We start from the raw sequence: 22289 nt of genomic DNA, 5'->3' as shown, positions 1-22289 counted from the left end.
TCCTTCCCTGTTCCCTGTTCCCTGTTCCCTGTTCCCTGTTCCCTGTTCCCTAAGATAAAAATTACCTGTTGAAAACTTATCAAACAACCTCTGAGATCAAGATTTGCGATCGCATCAGGATTGTGAGAGTAAATAGCCCAACTGACGATGAGCTTCAAACAAACTGACTGCGACACTGACGGAAAGATTCAGGCTGCGAACATGAGGCTCTGACATCGGAATATACAGTTTCGCATCGCAATCTGACAGCACTGTGGATGGTAACCCTGTGGTTTCGCTGCCAAAAAGCAACCAATCATCGGCTTGAAATTGAAAGCTGGCATAATTAAAATTACCTCGCACAGTGAAGCCTAAGCATCTGCCTCCACGTTGTCGATGTGTGGCTTGAAAGGCTGCTAGGGATTCGTGATAGTGTAGTTTGACATAAGGCCAATAGTCTAAACCAGCTCTTTTGAGGTAGCGATCGCTAATTTCAAACCCTAAAGGAGCCACTAAATGTAATTCCGTACCCGTAGCGGCACAAGTCCGAGCAATGTTACCTGTATTTTGTGGTATTTGCGGATAAACTAAAACTATCTGGGGCATTGTCTGTAAAATACTTTTTGTATACCTCTATACTTAAATCCTTATAAGTCTATCATTAGATAGAGTCGATTCATAGGTTTTTCTAATAAATCTTCAGTAACACCTCGATATTAATTTTTTTAAACAAAAAACAAATTCCCTAAAACCCCAGACACCAAGAATCTTGGGGAGAGAAAATAATTCTGGGGTTTCTCTGTCCAAATCTACCTTCAGGATGAAGACGGAACCATTAAGCTACCAGGGGCGAACATAATTTGTTTTCTAATTCAACTTCCCGTTCTTCAGTGGCGACAATAGCTTGAGTCAGGACACGCTGAGAGTCAAAACCCACCGCGTGCAGTTGTAACCATTGTTGGGCTTCGTTCCCGGCGCGGAGAATTTTCTGCACAGGAGATAAGAAACAGCTAAAACCATGTTCTTTAGCCATCCCCCAAACTTCTTGATATAATTGGGCGATCCAGTCTCTGGCAAGGATAGGTCTACCGTCTTGCCAATGGTGTAATTGAGCATCAAGACTAGCACTAGCTGCAGCTGCTTCGTTGCTGGCGGTGATAGTCAGCAATTCTTCGGGGGAAAAACTACTTTGGGTTAACGGGTCGAGTTCCGGGTTTGCAATTAACTGTAACAAACGCGCTTCCAGCAAAGCACTAATGGCTAGCAAAGCAATGGGGTCGGTAACTAAGTCACAAATACGTAATTCCAGACGATTCAAGTCATAAGGACGACCATCGCCATTTGGTCGGACTGATGTCCATAAATGCCTGACATTTTGCATAGTTCCCGCAGCTATTTGTCCTTCCATCCATTGAATATGATGGGCATGACTAGTAAATAAGGGCACATGGGCGGGAGTTTGAGGAAACACAGCCCAACGGGTGGAATGATAACCCGTAGCTTTGCCATCCAGGAACGGGGACGAGGCGCTTAAAGCCAGGAATAAAGGAGCTTCTAAACGAATGAGCCGACAAGCCCGCATTAACACATCAGGGTCACTGATGCCGATGTTAATATGAACGCTGGCAGTAACTACTTTTGTCCCGTAGGTATTTTCAATGTATTCATGATATGGGTTATTGGGGTTGGAACGAAAAAAGCGATCGCTGCCGCCCAATGATAAAGTGCTACCAGGAATTAAAGTATAATTACCCAACTTATGCAGGTAGCGTCGCAAATTGCGGCGGGGACACAGCAAAGCACACAACAATTTCTCATAATCACTCAATGGCTGGGTGGTGTATTCCACGTTACGGCTATCCGGTTCCCGCACAAATCCATCCAAAGAGTCTACAATTTTGTCGGAGAGACCGACTATTTCACCTTGAGGCGTACCAGTATACATCTCAATCTCAAAGCCTTTTAATAGGACCACTTTGTTCTCCTCGCCTCTCCTAATGTAAGAATTGTATCGAATTAGACGAATTTTTGCATCTACATTTAAGTTAACTTATAATTTACAATTATTTAATAATAATCTCAGGAAGCACAAAGACAGCGAGTATAAACAATGCAGAGGCTGTTTAAAGCCTATTTTCTGGAATTTTTAGACTTAACCCCAGAGCGTGAGACTGATTGTTTCTTCTGATGCGGTAAATTTTGTGGTATAATGAACTTATCTGGTGAATCATCCTCCTGAGCAATATTTAGGCGGACAAAATCAGCCCATACTTGACTACTGAGTAAGTTTAAAGCAGTTTCAGGTTGATAATATGCTATATTCGTGATGGTTTTACGCCATCCCTGCTGTAAGGATTCCATAAAGGTTTCCTCCCCGGAAACCCGAGTCAACAGGGAAAGCGCCAAAGCTATAGAATCATGTAGTAAATTCTTTGAATTTAAATCTGTAAGTAGAATATTTAACCACACTGGCATAAGTTCCAACCAGTTGCTTTTTTCTATCTCCCTGAGTGCGATATTTTGCATACCCAGGAAACCCCACACAGACAAAGACTCTACAGCTAATTGCAAATCACGGTTTTCTAAAGCTATATCCCATTGAGTTCGTGCATGATTTTGGCAACGATCAAGCAGAAATTGATATGCTTCCTCAATTTGCTGGGGAGCAGTGACTTTATAGACAGACTCACCCTGTGGTAAATATTCCCCACCACAAGAAACCCAGTCATAAAATCCACAAAAATAAGTTTCTTGATCAACTATAACCTCTTTGACATGGGAATCAGCCAGACAGAAAACCTGTACAGATGATAAACAGTGAGGCGTTTTGAGAGAGCGTAATTTTTCTATAACATCTGCTGGTGAAATTCCATATGCGATTAAAACCCGCACTCCATCATTAGTCAACTTTTGCAACAGCGTTACAAATTCGTTATTGATAATATCTTGACTCAAACAAGGAGAATAGATGATAATTTGCCGTTTAGCAGAATTTAAAATTTCCCGAAAAGTGGGAGTAATTTCCCCATCGCCTAACTTTAAAGCTGTTGGGGTAAGCTTTTGTAATCGAGATTCTATTTGAGTATTTTTATAATTAAGAGTAGCTTCACGCTCCTTAACGGCTTCATCGGATAATTGACATAAAGCAAGATATGGTATTTTACCTTTACCTTGCAATACTTCCATGCGTTGTGATGCTGATGCCAAAATTTGCTTACCGCTTCTAATTTCGATCCTGAGTTTTTGTGTGACAGCATCGCAAATTACAAACAGAGATATACTTTTCCAGATAATTTGCGCTGGGGCTAAAACTTTACAGTGAGTAACAATTTTACCTAATTCGGGGACATGAAAATCTAAGCCTGATAACTGAATACATTTCTGGATTTTTTCAATGCTTAAAGCAGGTATATCATTAATTTTACGGGCAATTTTGATAAAATCTGCTAAATCAGGTAAATTTAACGACACATCATCCCAGGGTTCAGTAGAAAATATCAGCTTTCCCTCCAAAGCATCGGAAACAGCATATATTTCTACAGGATATGCAGGTTGTGGTACAGAACCTTGGGAGTAAAAAGTTCGTCCTTGATTTGTAACTGTAATGGGGGATGTTGCGGATAAGGTTTCCAACCTTTGCAAATTGGCTGCGGTACTGCGGACAAATATAGGGTCAAGTCCTAATATGGATGCTAATTGATCTTCTGTGGGTGGAGGTGAAAACTCAATTCCAGCACGGATAATAAATTCTTCGAGTACATTAAATTCCCGGGGTTCCTGGATAGATATTTCTACAGGAGTTTGATGTAAACTATAGCGAAATTCATGGGCTGCTAAAACTGATAAGTGAGGATTTTGGGCGGTAATTTCCTCTACTAAGTTTATGAGTTTTTTGTCAATAGGTTTAGCCGCAGCACCTAGAAACATCAACGAAACCTCCTTGACGATTTACAGTACGGGAAATATCTAAATACATATCTCCAACTTTTCCACCTTGACGGGTAAATAAATCATGACAACCTACAATTACTAGTAGTTCTTGGGCGCGAGAAAAAGCTACATTTACCCGTTCTGGTTTATTCGCAAAACCAACATCACCTTGATGATTATTCCGAACCATACTCACAATGACCACAGGGCGTTCCATTCCCTGAAATCTATCCACTGTCCCTGTGCGAATTTCCAAAGAAGGAAATAGTTCTGGTTGTAAACGTTGCTCAATTTTTTTCAGTTGTGCGCCATAGAATGTAATGACTGCAATTTCCTTTTTGGCTGCACCATTGGCGATTTTAGTAGCCCAAGTATGCTCGAATTGCTGACACAGTCGTTCAATTATATCAACTTCGCGAGGATTAAAATAGGAAGTATTTTCCCGTTCTTCTTGGAATTCGAGATCCCTGGGGATGTTTACCCAGATAAGATGGTGATTTTGGTCGATAATTTCCCCTGTCAAATTATGGGCGCGTTGGCTGTCAGGCGCTAAAAGCCCACATTCTAATTTACCCTGATAAAATTGATTGATGGCTGCCATAATGGAGGGGTGCATTCTATATTGGGTAGTCAACATTTGTTTAATGCTTTTGTCAGCAGCTTCAAACTGAATTTTAAATAATGACTCTTCTAAAAATTGCAGTTCTGATTTTGTGCTCCCCAGTGATTGAGCAACTTCTGCTACTGTGCTAGTATCAAGCATGGGTGGTAATTGGCGATGGTCACCTACCAAGACTAACTTTTTGCCTTTTAAAGCTGGAATGAGTAACTCTGGTGGGGTACATTTACTGACTTCATCGATGATGACCACATCAAAGGCTTTAAATTCTTGGGTAAAGTTGTAATTTGCAGCTTGGACACAAGTGATACCGACAACGTTCGCGTTATCTAAGTAAATGCGTTTTAAGTCGTTGCGATCGCGCTCTGAGGGATTTTTGACTTTAGCAATCCAATCTTGGGTAAAATCTTGGTAGCGGTTGAGATAAGTTTCTTCTTGACTCAGTTGGTTTTGCCAAGCATCAAACTGGGCTGTGATAGTCTGTAAAAATTCCCGATCAAATAAGCCTAAATCAAGATTTTTTGGCTTAAATTTATCAGGTATGGTTTCCCAGAACTGTTTCCACCAATTTCTGGAGAAAATTAAATCTTCTGTGGGTTGTATATCGGGTTGTTGATTTAATTTTTCCAGTTGGGTTTGGGTTTCTTGTAGTTTGTGTTGAGCCTGTGTGTTTTGTTGTTGTATAATTAGCAGTTGGTCATCTAAAGATTTTTTAATTACCTCCAAGACTGCAACAGGTTGAATGGAACTGATGACAGTTTCTAAATTGTGGAGATGACCCAACCCAGTGTTGACATGAGTAGCAAATTCTTGGGGATGTTGCGAAATTTTTGATGGTGTTGTCAGATATTCTGTAACTAAACCGCGTAATTTATCAGGGACATTTTGCTGTTGGTTGAGTAACTGCAAAATCTTGATAACTTGTTCTACTTTTATTTGAGATGAAGTAGCGGATATTTGCTCTTGGGTGGTTATCTCCAGTTGAGTTAGTTGCTGTTGGAGATACTCCAGGTGTTTTTCAGTTTCAGTTTTAACTCGTGCGACACATTGACGCGCATTGGTGAGAATATCCGCGAGTAATTCTTCACTAACCCGCTTCAGGGTAGAGTCGAGGTGATTTAATTCCCAAACTGTACCATAGACTGACTGCATTCTCAGCAAAAACAACTGGGTGTTTTCCACCAGTAATTGGCGCTGATGTAGGTTCAGGAGTTGATAGTTACTAAACTCTTCGTATATTTTACGCCATTGAGTGCGATCGCTCCCAGATAGCACGATAGGAATTTGACTAAAACTTTGCTCTACAAAGTAACTAAAACTGTGCCGTTTACCGATTCTATCAACAAAGCCCCCCTCCGTTTCATAAATAAAGGCTTTTGCTAAACCTGACAAGTCTGGCAAATTCACCTGATATTTTTGAGGTAATATAGGTAACTTTAACTGCTGGGCGAACAGCAACAAACCCAGTGGTAACTGTAGCAATTCCGGCGTTAATATTTGTCCCGACTGCTGGCATTCTTTAATTATTTGATATAATACCATAGGTGCTGTAAACTTCCATTCTTTAACAGCTGCAATCACATAATCAATCTCGCGTTTGCGGTTTTGCCAACCTTGAATTGTCTGCTGTAAATTTTGCTGTTTAGCTACAAATTCCTGCTCATTAATGTCTTTTGAAGGATATTGGGAAATCGGAGATACTGTGTTGACAACCTCCGACATTGCCACAATTATATCTTGGGCGTAATGGAATGCTGTTTTAAAATCAGCTAATTGAACAGCTACATTTTCACACAACCAAAATCCTAAACCAAATGCACCATGAGCAGGACGGACTAAACCCAGTTTATCAGTCCACTTGATAGCTTTAACCACATTTGTCAAGAAATCCGCGACCGAACTATTATTTTCTGTATATAAATGAAGCTGTGGTAAATAATTTTTAACTTCTGGTGCTTCCCAATTAATATTGGGGGCATTTTTGAGTACATAATCTAAGCCTAATCGAATAGATTCTAGCTGAATTTTTTCAGATAAACTTTCCTGATAAATGTCTGCTATATTTTTACAGGTTGCTGCTAAAATTTGCTTTTGCTGATTTAATTGATTTTGTTGCTGATTTAGTTCCTCTTCTAACTGTAAATAATCTGTAAATTGTGGGAATGCTAACAACAAATCAGCAAATATTTTCACATTTTCCCGACGTTTAGCCAGACTATTTTCACAGTCATTCGCCGTATTTTCTAGCCATGTACCAATAACTTGATCCTCTAAGAATGGCTGTCCTTCCTCCCCCACTTTGTGGGCGCGTCCTTTGCGTATCGCGCGGATAACTGGGTTGTGAACTAATCGACTCAGAGCATTATCCACCGCTAAATTAGCTTGAGAAGCGATAAGAGTACGTCCACCCCGCAGGGCTATTTGATAACAAATTTCTGCAATTACAGTAGTTTTACCAGTACCGGGGGGACCTTGGATGAGAACTAAATCTTCAGCTGCTAAGACCTTCTCCACAGCTGCTTTTTGTCCAGCATTAGCAGAAGATAATAATAAATCATCCCCTTGCAGTGACACAGTTTTTTTAATACACCTGGACTGGGAAGCATCGAATAAAAAGTTACCCAAGTAAGGATTTTGAGTGTGTCCCTGCTTTAATTGTTCCAAAGCTTCCTTCTTGCGCCTAACTTGTTGAATATCACCAGCAGCATCAAAAAATAAAAATCCCTTCACTGGTATTTGATAACGTTGTGTAGCGATATATTCCGATACTTCCCGTTCTAACTTGACTTTGATTAAACAATTTTTCACATCAACTTGATCAATTGTACCTAGTTGAGGAATTTTGTAAGTTAGTTTTCCTGTAGGAACAGTTTCCGAAAGTTTAACTTCTTGGTTTTTGGAACGTTTTACCCGTTCCCAGAAACTGGAGACATTTAAATAATTTTGTTCAGCACCATCGAGAGTAGCCGAGGTAACATCTACTTCAAAGGTAATATCTCTGCTATTCCGCCCATAATTATTACTGATAAACGCCACACAAAACTGACGGGATTTAGCAATATTTTCCTCAACTTGTAAAAATGCTTTCCAGGCTTGTAACTGTTCTTCTGTCGGTATATGATCACCGCAAATAGGCATTTTGCCCATGCGTGCTAATGCAACTTTAGGAATACCTAAACGATGTTGAGCATGAGACAGCAAACGTAAGGTAAAACCAACAGAGTAACCATCAGCCTGTCCCCGGGAAAGTGGCAAAAACCGAATGGATAAAATTTTTAAACCGCCTATTCCATCCTGGGAAATAGCAGCAATCAAACCTAATGTTTTGCCTTGGTTTTCCAGCTTTTTAGGTAAGGGAAAATCATCTTTATCAGTGGCAATTGTTAACTGCCAAATTTCCTCATCTTGATGTTTTCCCAGACCTTGACGACGCACATAAAACAGACAAACTTCCTCACCCAGTAAATCAATTATCTCATTTTGAGCCACTGAATTAACACATTTATAACTCCATGTTTGGTAATTTTGCGTGTGGGAAAAAGTGGGCATAGATACACTGGAATTTACTGATGTGTGAGATAATATAGTTTAGCACCTGGGAAAAAAAACAAAGAACCACTGCGCCAAGGTGGGGAACTAATTTATAGCCTATACTGATGATAAACCTGAGTAGCAGCACGATGTAACAAAGAGTGTCGCCAAACCAGAGACCTCATATCATCAGCGTAACCCCCTCCAATAACACAAGCTACAGGATAACCAGCACCCACGCAGGTACTTAAAACCTGCATTTCCCGGCGGAAAACTCCCGTATCACTCAGGGCTAATTTTCCTAAGCGATCGCCGATATGAATATCTACCCCTGCATCGTATAATACTAAATCAGGGCGAATGTTGGACAGCAAATCTGGTAAATAATTCGCCAAAGTTTGTAAATATTCATCATCTTCCATTCCGACCCTCAGGGGAACATCCAAATCACTGGTTTGTTTAGTACCAGGAAAATTAACTTCACAGTGCATGGAGAAAGTAAATACACTCTCATCTGTTTGGAAAATGACAGCGGTACCATCCCCTTGATGCACATCTAAATCCACAATCAGAACTTTTTGCACAAGTCCGAGTTTTTGTAACACTCGACAAGCGATCGCTAAATCGTTGAAAATACAAAAACCAGAACCATAACTAGGAAAAGCATGATGAGTACCACCAGCTGTATTACAAGCTAAACCCTGACTCAGTGCCATCTGGGCAGTAAGTATTGTACCACCAACCGCGACGCAAGTACGATTTACCAGTGCTGGACTCCACGGTAAGCCAATACGACGCTGTGCTTTTGGTTCTAGCGTTCCTTCACAGTAAGCTTGAACATATTCTGGAGTATGAACCAACTTAATTAACTCGCGGGGTGGGGGTAATGGTGTGTGAAATTGTGCTGTTTGCGCTACACCGTCAGCTAACAGCAATTCATAGAGTTGTCGGAACTTGGACATCGGGAAGCGATGCCCTGGTGGTAATGATGTAATATAATCTGGATGGTAAATAATTGGCAGTTCCATAATCTAAAATTACCAGTAAATCAGGCAAATAGACAAGCTAGAATTTAGCAAAAATATAAAACTCTAAATTAATTATGCAGCAATGGATTGTACCAATAGTATTTATTCTCCTTGGCTGGATGGCTGGATTGATTGGTGAAAAAGTTTTTTTTAAAAAACTCAGAGAATTTGTTCTTGAAAAGCAGATACCAGGCGGTGAAATCATATTTACAGCTTTACACCGCATGACATTTTTTTGGTTTTTGCTAGCAGGTTTCTCTGGTGCTTTTTTGTATTCTTCCCTGAATATCAACAATGATCTTAAAATTATCCTGCAAAAAATAATTACCATTTTATTACTTTACTCAGTCACCTTAGTCTTAGCTAGATTGACTGCTGGTTTTGTAAATTTATTCATACAGAGAACAGCAGGAGTACCTGCATCTTTAATTTCTAATTTAGCTAAGATTAGTGTTTTCATCTTGGGAATACTCATCCTCCTGCAAACTATAGGTGTGCAAATTACACCGATAGTCACAACTTTAGGAGTTGGTGGTTTAGCCGTTGGTTTGGCGCTCCAAGATACATTGGCTAATTTATTTTCTGGTTTTTATCTGATTATCTCTAAGCAAGTGAGAACTGGAGATTATCTGAAATTAGATGATGGATATGAAGGGTATGTTACAGATATCAATTGGCGGAATACAACTATTAAAGAGATTAAAAATAATATTATTGTTGTTCCTAATTCTCGCCTAGCATCAGCGATTTTTACTAACTATCACCTACCAGCTAAGGCAATTACTTTAATCATGGATATCGGTGTCGGTTACGAAAGTGATTTAGAAAAAGTAGAAATAGTGACTGTAGAAGTAGCCAAAGAAGTGGTGGCAGAAATTGCCCCGGAGTTAATAGAAAATGAACCTATTATTAGATTTCATACCTTTAATGATTTTAGTATAGATTTTAAATTATCTATGCGGGTAAATGAATATTTTGACCAGCGCATTGCGAGACACTTACTAATTAAAAAATTACATAAACGCTATCAACAAGAAGGAATCCAAATCCCCTTTCCTATCAGAGAGGTTTATTTCCATAATCAGGGATCTGAAAATTCAAATCTTGATGTAAACTAATTCACCGCCGTCAAAAATAATACTTTTTTCGTTGTCGAAAATTAGCTACCGACTCCACTAAACCTAAAGCAATGAAATTGGTCAACATAGCCGAACGTCCGTAACTCATCCAAGGTAGGGGAATTCCTGCTACAGGGGCTAAACCAACAGTCATTCCTACGTTAACAAATAACTGAAAGAGAATCATTGACAAAACACCAATAGCCAACAATGAGCCAAAGTTATCTTTAGCAGTTTCAGCTATACGCAATAGGCGAAAGCAGATCAAACAGAAGACGAAAAGCACCACTAAACAACCCACAAAACCCAGTTCTTCCCCCACGGCGGAGAAAATAAAGTCTGTATGTTGTTCGGGAACAAAATTTAGTTGTGTCATCGGACCTTTAAACAAACCCCATCCCCAAACTTCACCAGCACCTATAGCGATGCGAGACTGGTGTTGATGATAGCCAACTCCAAAAATATCCTGTCCAGGTCTGAGAAATACAGTTAGGCGGTTTTTCTGATAATCCCTCAATATATACTCCCAGACAAAAACTCCCAATTCACCACCTAACAAGTTGAGAACTGATGCGCCAATACCATTGAGGGCAGATTTACGCCAGGGGAGAGTATACCACCCTACAATACCCATAGCCACTACCCAAACTAACCCTAAAACTCCGAAAGATAATATGTTAAATACATTTACTGGCTCTGACAAAGGCCAATTTATACTAAACAGAATAGCAGAAATTATCGGCGAAATCATCAGCACCAGCCAGCCAGGATGAGCATTTGCCCAGTACAGCATTCCTAAGACGATGGCGCCAAATACCAAAGATGTGGCCAAATCTGGCTGTAAAAATACTAATCCCCAAGGAATAGCAGTAATTGCCAAAGTCCGAAATACACTTTCCAAGGTAGACGCTGTGCGCTTGTGCAATACAGCCGCTAAGGTGATAATCACTCCGATTTTGGCAAATTCCGAAGGCTGGACGTTAAACCCACCAATGCTAATCCATCGCTGCGCTCCTTTGGCGCTGGTACCAATGATCATGACCGCGATCAGACTGAGATTTGTGAGTGCGTATGTTACCCAATGCCACTGAATCAGATTTTCATAACGGCTACGAGCTAAAAACAAGGCTATCACAGCGCCAATGCCTGCTACCAACCAGTGCCAGAACCAGTCAGTCACCGGTTGTCTTAATTCCGTACTCAATATCATTAAGCCACCAAATGTACTAATGCCTATAGTCAGCCAAAATAGCAGCCAATCCATTTGCTGCCAGGAATTAAGCCAATATTGCCGGCGAGTTTGGGGGATAAAACGTTTGAAGATCATGTGCAAATTTATCTTTAATATTGAATCTGCATTCCTGGGCTATTACCCAGGAATAAAAAAAGAACTACTTGATTATGTCAGAGCGGCAACTGATATTTTACCAGCGATATTTAGAGCGATCGCTTTTAATGCTTGTGCTGAGGCTGAATCTGGATCTGCTATAACTATTGGTACACCAATATCGCCGCCTACTCTGGTGGAAATCTCCAGAGGAATGCATCCCAGTAAAGGTACTCCCAACTCGGATGCTGTCTTGGAACCGCCACCGGAACCAAAGATGTCATACTGCTTATCTGGCATATCTGGGGGAATAAAGTAGCTCATATTTTCTACGATTCCCAACACAGGGACATTCATTTGCTGGAACATTCGCAAACCTTTACGTGAATCTAACAGGGCGACATTTTGCGGTGTAGTAACAATTACAGCCCCTGACATCGGCACTGCCTGGGTTAAAGTTAATTGAGCGTCACCGGTTCCCGGTGGCATATCGACGATTAAATAATCCAGTTGTCCCCATTCCACTTGATAGAGAAACTGGCGAATCACACCATTGAGCATGGGACCGCGCCAAATCACTGGCTGGTCTGGGTCAATCAAAAAGCCCATTGAGACTAATTTGACACCGTGATTAAAAGCCGGTTCGAGAATGTCACCGTTGTCTGTGGAACGCACAACAATTTCAGCATCAGCTAGCCCCAGCATAGTTGGGTCATTAGGTCCGTAAATATCGGCATCTAGCAATCCCACTTTTGCCCCTGTTTGTGCTAAAGCTACAGCTACATTCACCGCTACTGTGCTTTTACCAACACCGCCTTTACCACTCGAAACAGCCAGAATATTCTTCACACCAGTAATTCCAGTCCTATCTGGTAAGCTTTTTTGTTGGGGTGTTTCTGCGGTGACATCTACACTTACCTCTGTAACACTAGGTAGCTGTTTAATCGCTTTTTTGCAATCTTCAACGATAAATTCACGTAGGGGACAAGCTGGTGTGGTTAACACCAAAGTAAAGCTAACCTTGCCATCCTCAATTTTGACGTTGCGAATCATATTCAGTTCCACCAAACTCTTGCGGAGTTCTGGGTCTTCTACTGGTCGCAAAACTGCTAAAACTGACTCGGAATCAAGAACATCGTACATACTCTTGTAACAAAATTTAAGAAAATTTTATGATCATCTAACATGATCTTAACTTTGTTTGGAAAGTGGTCTGGATTCCCTAAAAATCAAAACAACTATCATGGAGTGATTTTTTCTTCCCTGAGACTGTTGCTAATGCAGCCTTTTCTACGTATTCCACTAAGGAACGTGCCACACGATCTGCATAAGGGCGTGATAATGACCAAATCAGAGGGGACAACCAACCGATAACCAACTTCGCATTTACCTCATCCTCCTTCCTATGCACCTGCTGATGACTCTGGTATGGTGAATCAGATTACCTCAAAGTAGAGATCGCTCATAGAGTCATTCACCAGAGTCTAGTGTTGATACCAGAATGTTTACATCAAGAAGTACAAAAAAAACTCAGTTAATATACAAGCCTATACGCATTTGAGGGAAAATAACTCTAGTCATGCCCATCAATCTTGTAAATGCTGACAAGTAAGACAAAAGCAGATTAGGCAAATTAAGCCGATAAATTGGCTGGATTTGTCCACAAATTTGAGAATTAACAAGTTTGTGGCTTTTTAGAAAATGTAATTTAAGTCTCGGAATCTATGTTGACTAATTCGCAAACGCCAACTGTAGACGCAACACCATCCCAGTCTTTACCTCCAACTGATTCTCAGTCGAGGGTAAGTCAGTTTATGAAACAGTTACAAGATGAAATTACCCAAAAACTGGCAGCAGTAGATGGTGTAGGTAAGTTTCATGAGGATAGTTGGGAACGTCCGGAAGGAGGTGGCGGGCGATCGCGTGTGCTGCGTGATGGTGCAGTATTTGAACAAGCTGGTGTAAATTTCTCTGAAGTTTGGGGTTCTCATCTACCCCCATCAATTTTAGCCCAACGCCCAGAAGCCTCAGGACAGGGTTTTTATGCTACAGGTACTTCACTGGTACTACACCCCCGCAATCCTTATGTGCCCACAGTTCACCTGAATTACCGCTATTTTGAAGCCGGCCCAGTGTGGTGGTTCGGTGGCGGTGCTGATTTAACTCCTTATTACCCCTTTGCTGAAGATGCCGCGCATTTTCATAACACACTTAAGCAAGCTTGTGACCAACATCACCCGGAGTATTACCCGGTGTTTAAGCGCTGGTGTGATGAATATTTTTACTTGAAACATCGGAACGAAAACCGTGGTGTCGGTGGGATATTTTTGGATTACCAAGATGGCCAGGGTATGTTATATCGCGGTCATGACCCCAATGGACAGGCAGCTATTTATAGCCAACAAGTGGGGGCACCATCAACCCGCAATTGGGAAGATTTATTTGCTTTGGTGCAAGATTGTGGCCGGGCATTTTTGCCTGCATACACGCCCATTGTGGAACGGCGACGGGAAATGGAATATGGCGATCGCGAACGGAATTTCCAACTCTATCGTCGCGGTAGGTATGTAGAATTTAACTTGGTTTATGACCGAGGCACTATTTTTGGACTCCAAACCAACGGACGTACAGAATCTATTCTCATGTCTTTACCTCCTTTGGTCCGTTGGGAATACGGTTACCAGCCAGAACCCAATACTCCAGAAGCCGAGTTGTATGAAATTTTCCTCAAACCTCAAGATTGGGTCAACTGGACAACTAAAACTCAATAAAACCGCAGGGAAGTCCCCATCTAGACTCATGTCAGATGGGGATCAACGTCCAGGGATGGGGAGCAGAGTGTCAAATCAATCCTCCTGTGGTTTTCCTGTATCCGTTTCAAAATCTCAAATCTTTGTGGGATTGTCAAAATATTAGCTGGCTCGCCAAACAAGGGCTAAAGATGTCCATAGACAAACCAAAGTCAATACTTACCCAAGGCAATTAAATTTGGACAAAAACTTATAAATGATACGGATCGGAAACCTGAACTTGGCAAAGTCACCTTTAAGCGACAAAATGTAATAACGTCGCTCTTAACATTCTTAACATTTTATTCGTGAATAACGTCCGTACTGTCTCAGATACAAAACGAACTTTTTACTCGCTGCACACCCGACCGATTAACACCATTTATCGTCGGGTAGTAGAAGAGTTGATGGTGGAAATGCATCTGCTATCAGTCAATAGTGGTTTTACCTACAATCCAATTTATGCCTTGGGTGTAGTCACCAGCTTTGACCGCTTTATGCAAGGCTACCAACCGGAACGAGATCAGGAATCGATTTTTAATGCCTTATGTCAGGCTGTGGAACAAGAACCGCAACGTTACCGAGAGGATGCCCAACGGCTGCAAGCCTTAGCCCAAGACCTACTAGTACAGGATTTAATTGCTTGGTTAAGCCAAACCACTCATTTAGATCGAGATCCTGATTTACAAGGACAACTCCAAGCGATCGCTAACAATTCCCAGTTTAAATACAGCCGCTTATTTGCGGTTGGTTTATTCACATTATTAGAACAGTCGGCTCCTGAGCTAGTCAAGGACGAAAAACAACGAACCGAAGCATTAAAAAGCATTGCGGCTGGTTTACATCTATCTGATGAAAAACTTACTAAGGATTTGGAACTATACAGTTCTAATCTGGAAAAGATGGCTCAAGCCCTGGTAGTTATGGCAGATATGGTATCTGCTGATCGCAAGAAACGCGAACAGCGTCAACAACAAACTACTACCCCAGTTGCTCCCCCATCTGTAACCGAATAGTCACTATAATTCGTAATTCGTAGTTCTTGCTCAGGAACAAATTTGATTGTTTCCATTCATAAGTTGAGGAGTTGCTACCTCAATTAATTAGGAATTACGAACTACGAATTAATCCTTTTTTCCTAAACACCTAATAATTTGTAAATCAGGCTGTTGATGATAGTCAAGGCAAAAGCTCCTAGTACAGCACTCCAGATGCCAAAACGTAAGCGGAACCCCTCTACTAACCAAGCCGCAATACTAAAACACACAACGGCAATCATAAAGGTGAAAATGCCGGATAATAAGTTGAAGGTCAGTAAATCGGGTACTGTAAATATGAGGCTTAAAATAGGTCTCACTACTGCTGTGACAATACCCAGAACTGCTGCGGAAAAAAATGCCTTTTGTGGAGAGTCAATTTCCACTCCCAAAGGGAGCTTACTAATAATCAATAAGCTGATAGATGTTACTACCCAAACAATTAAAAGCGTCACAATATTCATGCCACAACCCTTGAAACGTGAACGGTGATCGGCGCTAAATTACTAAGTCTGACCAGGGATAAATTTTTGAAGCTTAACCAATTATTTATAAATTAACAGATATTTTTATCTAAACATACTTTATTCCAGATATCTTTAGCTTTAACCCCTGGGAATTGGAATGAAAATAGACCCCTCTGCTGGCTCAGGAGAGGGGTTACGGGAGAATTTCTATACTTTTATATTACCTTTGCGGTGTGGGAGTAGTTTCAGGTGCTATAGGGACTTGGGGTGCTGGTTCATTGGGTAACACTGGCGACAGGACATCAGGATTCACCCCTGGAACTGGTGCCATGGGAAAATTAGGTAGACTAAATGAGTCACTGGTTAATGGGGCGGGTCCTGGTATAATTCCCAGAGAAACGCGATCGCCACCTACTTGCCGCATCAAGTCTAAAATTGAAATTACATCATTATAGGTTGCTGTACGAGATGCATTTAACACCAAAGCTCCACTAGGGTTAGCCGCGAGATATTGCCTTAAGTTTTGTACTAACTGATCTCGTTGTACAGGCTGCTTTTCTATGTAAAGATTACCTATAGCATCAAGAGTGATAATACGAGTCGCACTCTGTGAGGTGAGACCAGTGGCTGTACTTGTACTAGCTTTAGGTAAATCAATATTAATCGCCTGTTGTCGAGTAAATTGCAAAGCCGCCAACAGAAAAAACGTCAGGATGCAAAAAACGACATCAATTAAGGGGAGGATTTGAATTTGTGTTTCTTCAACTGGACTCTGTAAATTAATTTTCATACCTGGTTTGGGTGTAGAATTTTTAACTATTTCTCAGAATCTAACTACTCAGTTGCATTGGGGGGTTGAGGAGCTTCACCAAAAGGGTTTTTATCTCCCCTGGGCGGAGGAGTATTACTGTCTTGTAAAGACTCGGCAACCATGAGAGAATGAATTTTTTCATAGTCAGGGGGAGACTGGCGATATAACAATTCCATGTCATTACCCGCTTTACGAAAAATTTTCACCTGGTCAACTACAAAACTTTGAAATAGGCGATAAAAGACCAAACTGATAATGGCCACTATTAAGCCAGTAGCGGTACTAATTAAAGATTCACCAATACCAGTAGTGACACCAGCCGTAGATTCGGTTCCTAAATCACCAATGCGAATTGAACGCAAAGATTGGATCAAACCCAAAACCGTACCCAGCAATCCCAACAGAGGAGACAGGGCGATGATAACTTCTAAGAGTTTTTCACCCCGGCGCATCCCGGCTAATTCATCTTCGGCGGTGGACTCCAGTGCTAATCTAAAGGTTTCCGGATCACTTTTGTGTAAGCTTAAGGGGGCATAAAGAAAGCGTCCAATGGGTTGATGGCGGGACTTTCTAGCAATATCCGCCGCTACTTCCCAACTATCTTTGGCAGTATTTAATACACGATCCACAATTTGGTTTTCTTGGGTCATAATTCTTAGCCAGAACCACAGACGCTCAAAAATCACACTTATAGATAGAATCGACAGCGCCAGCAAAGGCCACATAGCCGGGCCGCCCTTTTCAAACAAATCTAAAATATCCACTGGTTAGGGTTCCTCTTTCGATTTCAACAGCAACTATTCCAAAGCATTTTAATTCTCAAGATTAATGCATAATTACATATTCGTGTACAAAATCTTCCGGCAAATATTTAGCCCAGGAAAATTACTAGCGTCTTCCATACTACCTGGGACGGTTATTCCTACCGGGAATTTATCTGAAAGTTTGTCAAAATCAATAATAACTGGAGGGTAAACACATGAAATTTCCAATCCAATTACTATACAATTGGTATCGTAATTTGCTACGTAATCCTATTTATCGTTGGTGGGTGATTTTAGGGACACTGGTTTATATTCTCAGCCCTATAGATATCTCTCCCGACTTCATACCCATTCTCGGACAAATTGATGACTTTTTACTTCTGTCTATAGTTTTTTCCGAGGTGTCTGGGTTAGTTCTCTCAGGTTGGAAGGCGCGTCAGGGTTCTGAACAACCTAGTACTGAAACTGTTGATGTTGATGCGGTGTCTGTGGATTGAAAAATTTCAACGCCAAGGTACGCAAAGACGGATATTTCTCTGCGACTCCTTGGCGTGAATCTAGATTTAAATATCTTTGACAAATTCTGTTAAGAATCTTAAGGCTTTCAATATATAACTTACACAATCTTGAGGAGAGGTATTATAAAAGCATTGCCAGGCTGAAGCTTTATCTTCATCATAGCGATCGCCTCGTTCGGGATGTTGTTCTAACCATGCTAATCGCACAGCATGACCAATTAATACATCTAAAACTATATACTCCTCAATTTGTAAGCTGGGATTATTGGCGACAATTGTGGCTAATTCCATCAAGGCTTCAACATTGACTTGGCGGTATTCTGGAGCCTCAATTTTATTGAGTAAATGCTCAACTCTCAGGGCAAAGTTCTTTTCCCCGGCTGTCATTTCTGATAAAATTAATTCACTATCTAAACGATTGCGACGCTCTAGTTTATCGCCAATCACAATTCCTTTACAATGTTTCATTAATAGCCAAACCTGCTGGAAGAAGTCTTTAGGGACTCGGTTTAATGCTCCTTCGGCTTGGCGAAATCTCCGCCAACCACCAGGGGGGACTGTGCTTTGTTCTTTTTCGTTTGTCGGTAGCACTACCCAAGCAATATCGCTTTCTTTTTGCTTGATGTGCAGTGATTCCTGTTGGCGTAATAATTTACTAATACCTGTATAACCTCTTAATACTTGATGCAAGCGCATTTTCACTTCAAAGGGTGACAGTTCCATCAATTGTTCATAGGCTTCATCTTGGGTGACACCCAACTCTTGTGCTAATTCACTGGTAATTAATAAGATCAGATAGCCGACTCTCAGAGTTAGTAAACCTTTAAACAGTTGAGGTTCCGATCGCATTAACACCCCAAGATAGATAATAATTTCTTGTGTGAGGACGCGATCGCGGATATCTTCCCGACAGAAATGATTTATTTTCTCAGTAATTTCTCGGTGGGACATAGGCACTATCATCAGTGATGACTGACTGTAAGCTCTACCCACAGCAATTTGTTTACCTCTGACCAAAATACTCGTGACTGTATCTGATAAGCCAATATCAACCATTTGTCTTAATCCAGCAGCGCGACGTACCACCGCCCAAATACCTAAATTACCGGCTTTGGTGTAGACTTCATCCAGTAAATCAGCCACGGTTACAGTATGCTGTGGACCCCCAATACCTGTATCAAAAGTTAATCCCTCCAACCGAGTTAAAGTTTGTAATAACTCTATTTGTTCATAGATATTTGACGATGAGCGCAAAGAAGCCAGCAAAAATCGCAAGTTAGTCTCGCACTCCATCTGAAATTCTTGGGTATTTCCTAACCGTCCCCCAGGATGATAAGCCAGATAATAGCAAGGGGGGGCAGCATTTTGCATTGGCGATTGGGAGAAATCTGCATCTGGGAGAAAATCAATTCTTTGCATCCCCGCTGTTAGCATCAGTTGATTGAGTCGTCCCAATTTTACCTTTACACCATTACACACACCATCTTTAAGTTCCTGCATCAGTTCTAATAAAGCCTCAGAACCGATTTCTAACATGCTATGGGTTAACATTAAAGTTAGAGTAGGACGACCTAAATCAATCCAATAATCTCGAATATAAGCGAGTTCACTTCTGATTTGATCCAGTAAAAAATGATAATCAAGGGTTAAATAAAACTGTTGGGAATCTAAAAACGAAGGTAAAAATACAATTGTCTCTCCGTGAATCCGAAAAAATCGAGATGTGTTCAAACTCCGTAACCGCCGCACAGGACGACCAGTTAAACCCAGTTTATCATTACGTCCAATTTGAGTATAAATAGCCGAAAGTTCCTCGGCTTTTCTGACTTGGATTGGTTCTACTTGCTTCGGTGTTTGAGTTTCAATTCCATGGACTTCTAGTTTAGCTTGTAATTCCTCATCCTCAGCTAGTAAGGCGATTTGTACTAAAGCCTCGCGTTTTTTACCTATACATAAATGTCTTCCTAAGGGGTCAATATCCCCCACTGCGATTAATCCTTCATCTAATAGTTGACCGAGAAAATATAAACTTTGCGCCCAGACTAAGGGGATGTTTTCATTAGGTAAGCGAGTTTGACTGTGGGGCGTTAATTTTTCCGCTGCTACATTTTCGGCTGAGACATAATATAGTTCTGGTAATAAACCCACGCCATCACGTTGAATGAGTAATGACTCCAAACGTTCCTGGTACTCTTTGACTTGCTGACTGTCACCACGGAACAACCCATCGAGAAATAAGTAAGTAAAAAATAACGGCCACTCGCATTCAATATGCTCAAATTGCTTCAGTTCCCAAGGTTCATAGTGCAAGCGTTGGCTGTCTTCTAAAACGGTTTGGTGTCCATCCCGCAAGAAGCGTTTGCAGCCATACTTTCCTTGGAGTTTACGAATAATATCATTAAATGTGCGATCGCGTAATTGCACATTTTCTACTGCAAAAGCAGGATAACTAATAATACTTAACAGTGCGCCATCAATTTCTTTAGAAGCTGATTCTCTAGGTAATAAAGATTCTAAGGTAATTCGGGCGCGAGCAATTTCATCTGGTAGGACATGAATAACTGATGCTTCACCACCACGCACACCAAACAAATTTAGACCATTGATAGCTTCTAAGGCGGATTTCGCCATACCCACGGAACTAGCATTGAGTTCAGCACTACCATGATTAATTTTATTACCTCGTTCCCAAATGCCATAATCTGGTGTCCGGTAAGCGCGTCCAATGTAGTAAACCAGATTTTGGATAAAATTTACTTCATCAATGGTGTAAATAATTTGCAATCCTGAAGCGGTCATTTGTGCCAGCATCAGTAAAAATATAGATGTAGCATCAATTTGTAAATGTCCCCATTCATCATCCCCAACGACAATGTCGGCGGTAGCTGTGTTGTATTTGGCGTGTAAGCCATCCAGGAGTGACTGAGTATGTTTAAATGTCTCTACTTTATGGGATTGACGCAACATCGCAAATAGTAGTCCCCGCATCAATTTGGTGACACTATGCTCTAGTTCATAGGTACGTCCCTTGTCTTCGTCAGTCTTGCGATATGCCAGTGCTAAACCCCAAACTGCTAAAATGCTGTAAACATTATCTCTTACCCAAGCATCTGTATAATCACCGTGGGCGGTGATGGCTGTACTCGCAGGAAGCAACCCGGTAATTGGATTCTGACGCGCGAGGATGATTGTCTTGATTTGCTGGTAGTAATGTTCGAGTCTTGTTTGCAGTTCGGTGACTGTTTGCATAATCTTAATTTTAGGAAATTCAGGCGTAAGAATATGTGGGGTAAATTGTATGGATCACAGGAGAGCAATTAACCACAGATGGGTCTGTCATGATTGACAGATTTTGTATATAAGCCCTCTGGGTTATTGAGGGTATTGGTGAGAAACAAAGGGTACTTTTACTACTTCACCTTCTGCTTGTCCTATCTGGACTTTTAAGCCAATACCACCAGCCTTGCTGCGAATATAACCTAGTCCAAAGTGACCATTCACGGTTGCGGTGTAACTAGTAAGTTTACCGACTTTTTCATCGCCAATGGCGATCGCACTCCCCACTGATGCAGGTGCATTCAGAATTATGCCCCATAGGTGCTGTTTTACACCTTTATATGTATTGAGCCTGGCGATGGTTTCTTGACCGATGTAGCAACCTTTGTTAAAGGAAATTGTTTGCCATAAGCCAACTTCTAGGGGGTTATAATCATCTGTTAGTTCTGCATCGGGGGCTGGTCTTCCTTGTAAAATCCGTAATGTTTCCCAGGCACTATTCCTCAATTCTACCGCCCCTAGTGCTACAATCTGTTGCCATATTTTCTCTTTCTGTGCAGCTGGCATAATAATTGTATATCCCGGTGTCGTCAAGCCACTACCCACGGCAATCATGAGTCCGTTAACTAGTTGATGATTACCATAGGCCTGACCGATAATTGCACCAGCACCCAGCTGTTCTACAATAGTATGACTCTTGGCACCCATGAGGCTCAATGTCGATGTTTCATCTGTGACATCTGTCAATTGCACTTGATCAGCAAAAAAGATATACCGGTCTAACCATTGCATCAGCAACTCCCGACGGCTAGGGGAGGTAAGTAACAGCACTGCATCCTCTAAAATGTATGCAGTTACCAGGTCAATGGTGCGAGCGGTGGATGATACCATCACAGTATCACAGCCCTGGCCTGGCTTGAGGCTGTGAAAATCGTTGGTGCTTTGATTGTGTAAAAACCGGATTCGGTCATCATCAGAAACTCGTATACGCCCCCAGTGGGAGCGATCGCATACAGCAACCCCTTCTGTTGCGGCTTGAATGGCTGCTGTGTGTTGAGCGTCAGTTGCAGATGTTGACATGGTGATGAAGAGTTG

At 41.3% G+C, this 22289-nt stretch carries 16 protein-coding genes and 1 pseudogene; 4 read left to right on the top strand and 13 right to left on the bottom strand.

Annotation, left to right across the window (positions count from 1 at the left end):
- Window positions 1-114: 114 nt before the first annotated feature.
- The 5 genes from PN447_RS02180 to PN447_RS02160 all read right to left on the bottom strand — a co-directional run bounded on the left by PN447_RS02180 (window position 115) and on the right by PN447_RS02160 (window position 9087).
- Window positions 115-585: a tRNA (cytidine(34)-2'-O)-methyltransferase gene (locus PN447_RS02180; protein ID WP_271760446.1), complete on the bottom strand. Its 471-nt coding sequence runs from the start codon at window positions 583-585 to the stop codon at window positions 115-117.
- Between the two features lie 229 nt (window positions 586-814).
- On the bottom strand, window positions 815-1954 hold the full coding sequence (gene gshA, locus PN447_RS02175) for a glutamate--cysteine ligase (protein WP_271760444.1): 1140 nt from the start codon (window positions 1952-1954) through the stop codon (window positions 815-817).
- A gap of 155 nt (window positions 1955-2109) precedes the next feature.
- Window positions 2110-3906: a hypothetical protein gene (locus PN447_RS02170; RefSeq protein WP_271760443.1), complete on the bottom strand. Its 1797-nt coding sequence runs from the start codon at window positions 3904-3906 to the stop codon at window positions 2110-2112.
- On the bottom strand, window positions 3884-8077 hold the full coding sequence (locus PN447_RS02165; protein WP_271760441.1) for a DEAD/DEAH box helicase: 4194 nt from the start codon (window positions 8075-8077) through the stop codon (window positions 3884-3886). Before PN447_RS02165 ends, PN447_RS02170 begins: the two co-directional genes overlap by 23 nt.
- Before the next feature lie 92 nt (window positions 8078-8169).
- Window positions 8170-9087, bottom strand: a complete 918-nt coding sequence (locus PN447_RS02160) for a histone deacetylase family protein (RefSeq protein WP_271760439.1) — start codon at window positions 9085-9087, stop codon at window positions 8170-8172.
- A 74-nt stretch (window positions 9088-9161) separates the two neighbouring features.
- Here PN447_RS02160 and PN447_RS02155 point away from each other — a divergent pair, with 74 nt between their 5' ends.
- On the top strand, window positions 9162-10205 hold the full coding sequence (locus tag PN447_RS02155; RefSeq protein ID WP_271760437.1) for a mechanosensitive ion channel family protein: 1044 nt from the start codon (window positions 9162-9164) through the stop codon (window positions 10203-10205).
- 10 nt (window positions 10206-10215) lie between these two features.
- On the opposite strand, the gene rodA is transcribed toward PN447_RS02155, so the two are convergent.
- From rodA to PN447_RS02140, 3 genes and pseudogenes are all read right to left on the bottom strand, one after another.
- On the bottom strand, window positions 10216-11532 hold the full coding sequence (rodA, locus tag PN447_RS02150; protein ID WP_271760435.1) for a rod shape-determining protein RodA: 1317 nt from the start codon (window positions 11530-11532) through the stop codon (window positions 10216-10218).
- Window positions 11533-11604: 72 nt separating this feature from the next.
- Window positions 11605-12675, bottom strand: coding sequence for an Mrp/NBP35 family ATP-binding protein (locus PN447_RS02145; protein ID WP_271760433.1), 1071 nt, complete (start codon window positions 12673-12675; stop codon window positions 11605-11607).
- A 79-nt stretch (window positions 12676-12754) separates the two neighbouring features.
- Window positions 12755-12901, bottom strand: a pseudogene (locus tag PN447_RS02140) (SRPBCC family protein); the annotation flags it as partial.
- 355 nt (window positions 12902-13256) lie between these two features.
- On the opposite strand from PN447_RS02140, the gene hemF reads away from it, so the two are divergent.
- Together hemF and psb29 are read left to right on the top strand one after the other, a co-directional pair.
- Entirely contained in the window at window positions 13257-14303 is a 1047-nt protein-coding gene (gene hemF / locus PN447_RS02135; protein WP_271760432.1) for an oxygen-dependent coproporphyrinogen oxidase, read from the top strand.
- A gap of 326 nt (window positions 14304-14629) precedes the next feature.
- On the top strand, window positions 14630-15337 hold the full coding sequence (gene psb29 / locus PN447_RS02130; RefSeq protein ID WP_271760431.1) for a photosystem II biogenesis protein Psp29: 708 nt from the start codon (window positions 14630-14632) through the stop codon (window positions 15335-15337).
- Window positions 15338-15459: 122 nt separating this feature from the next.
- Here the strand turns inward: psb29 and PN447_RS02125 are convergent, their stop codons facing one another.
- From PN447_RS02125 to PN447_RS02115, 3 genes are all read right to left on the bottom strand, one after another.
- Window positions 15460-15822, bottom strand: coding sequence for a phage holin family protein (locus PN447_RS02125; RefSeq protein ID WP_271760430.1), 363 nt, complete (start codon window positions 15820-15822; stop codon window positions 15460-15462).
- Between the two features lie 223 nt (window positions 15823-16045).
- Entirely contained in the window at window positions 16046-16615 is a 570-nt protein-coding gene (locus tag PN447_RS02120) for an ExbD/TolR family protein (RefSeq protein WP_271760428.1), read from the bottom strand.
- Window positions 16616-16659: 44 nt separating this feature from the next.
- Window positions 16660-17400 carry a MotA/TolQ/ExbB proton channel family protein gene (locus PN447_RS02115; RefSeq protein WP_271760426.1) on the bottom strand — a complete coding sequence of 247 codons (741 nt, stop codon included), beginning with the start codon at window positions 17398-17400 and terminating at the stop codon, window positions 16660-16662.
- A gap of 215 nt (window positions 17401-17615) precedes the next feature.
- Between PN447_RS02115 and PN447_RS02110 the strand changes: the two genes are divergently transcribed.
- Entirely contained in the window at window positions 17616-17897 is a 282-nt protein-coding gene (locus tag PN447_RS02110; RefSeq protein WP_271760425.1) for a YkvA family protein, read from the top strand.
- A gap of 66 nt (window positions 17898-17963) precedes the next feature.
- Here PN447_RS02110 and PN447_RS02105 read toward each other — a convergent pair whose 3' ends face one another.
- Both PN447_RS02105 and ygfZ read right to left on the bottom strand, forming a co-directional pair.
- Window positions 17964-21167 (bottom strand): glycoside hydrolase family 15 protein, encoded by a 3204-nt coding sequence (locus tag PN447_RS02105; protein ID WP_271760424.1) that lies wholly within the window; start codon window positions 21165-21167, stop codon window positions 17964-17966.
- A 123-nt stretch (window positions 21168-21290) separates the two neighbouring features.
- The gene (ygfZ, locus tag PN447_RS02100) at window positions 21291-22274 is read right to left on the bottom strand and encodes a CAF17-like 4Fe-4S cluster assembly/insertion protein YgfZ (protein ID WP_271760423.1); all 984 of its coding nucleotides are present in this window, start codon (window positions 22272-22274) and stop codon (window positions 21291-21293) included.
- Window positions 22275-22289: the final 15 nt, after the last annotated feature.

This window comes from Anabaena sp. CS-542/02 (genome assembly GCF_028331085.1).
GTDB classification, from domain to species: Bacteria; Cyanobacteriota; Cyanobacteriia; order Cyanobacteriales; family Nostocaceae; genus Anabaenopsis; species Anabaenopsis arnoldii.
Note: the sequence above shows the minus strand (reverse complement) of the source record. Positions and strands in the feature narration are given on the sequence as shown.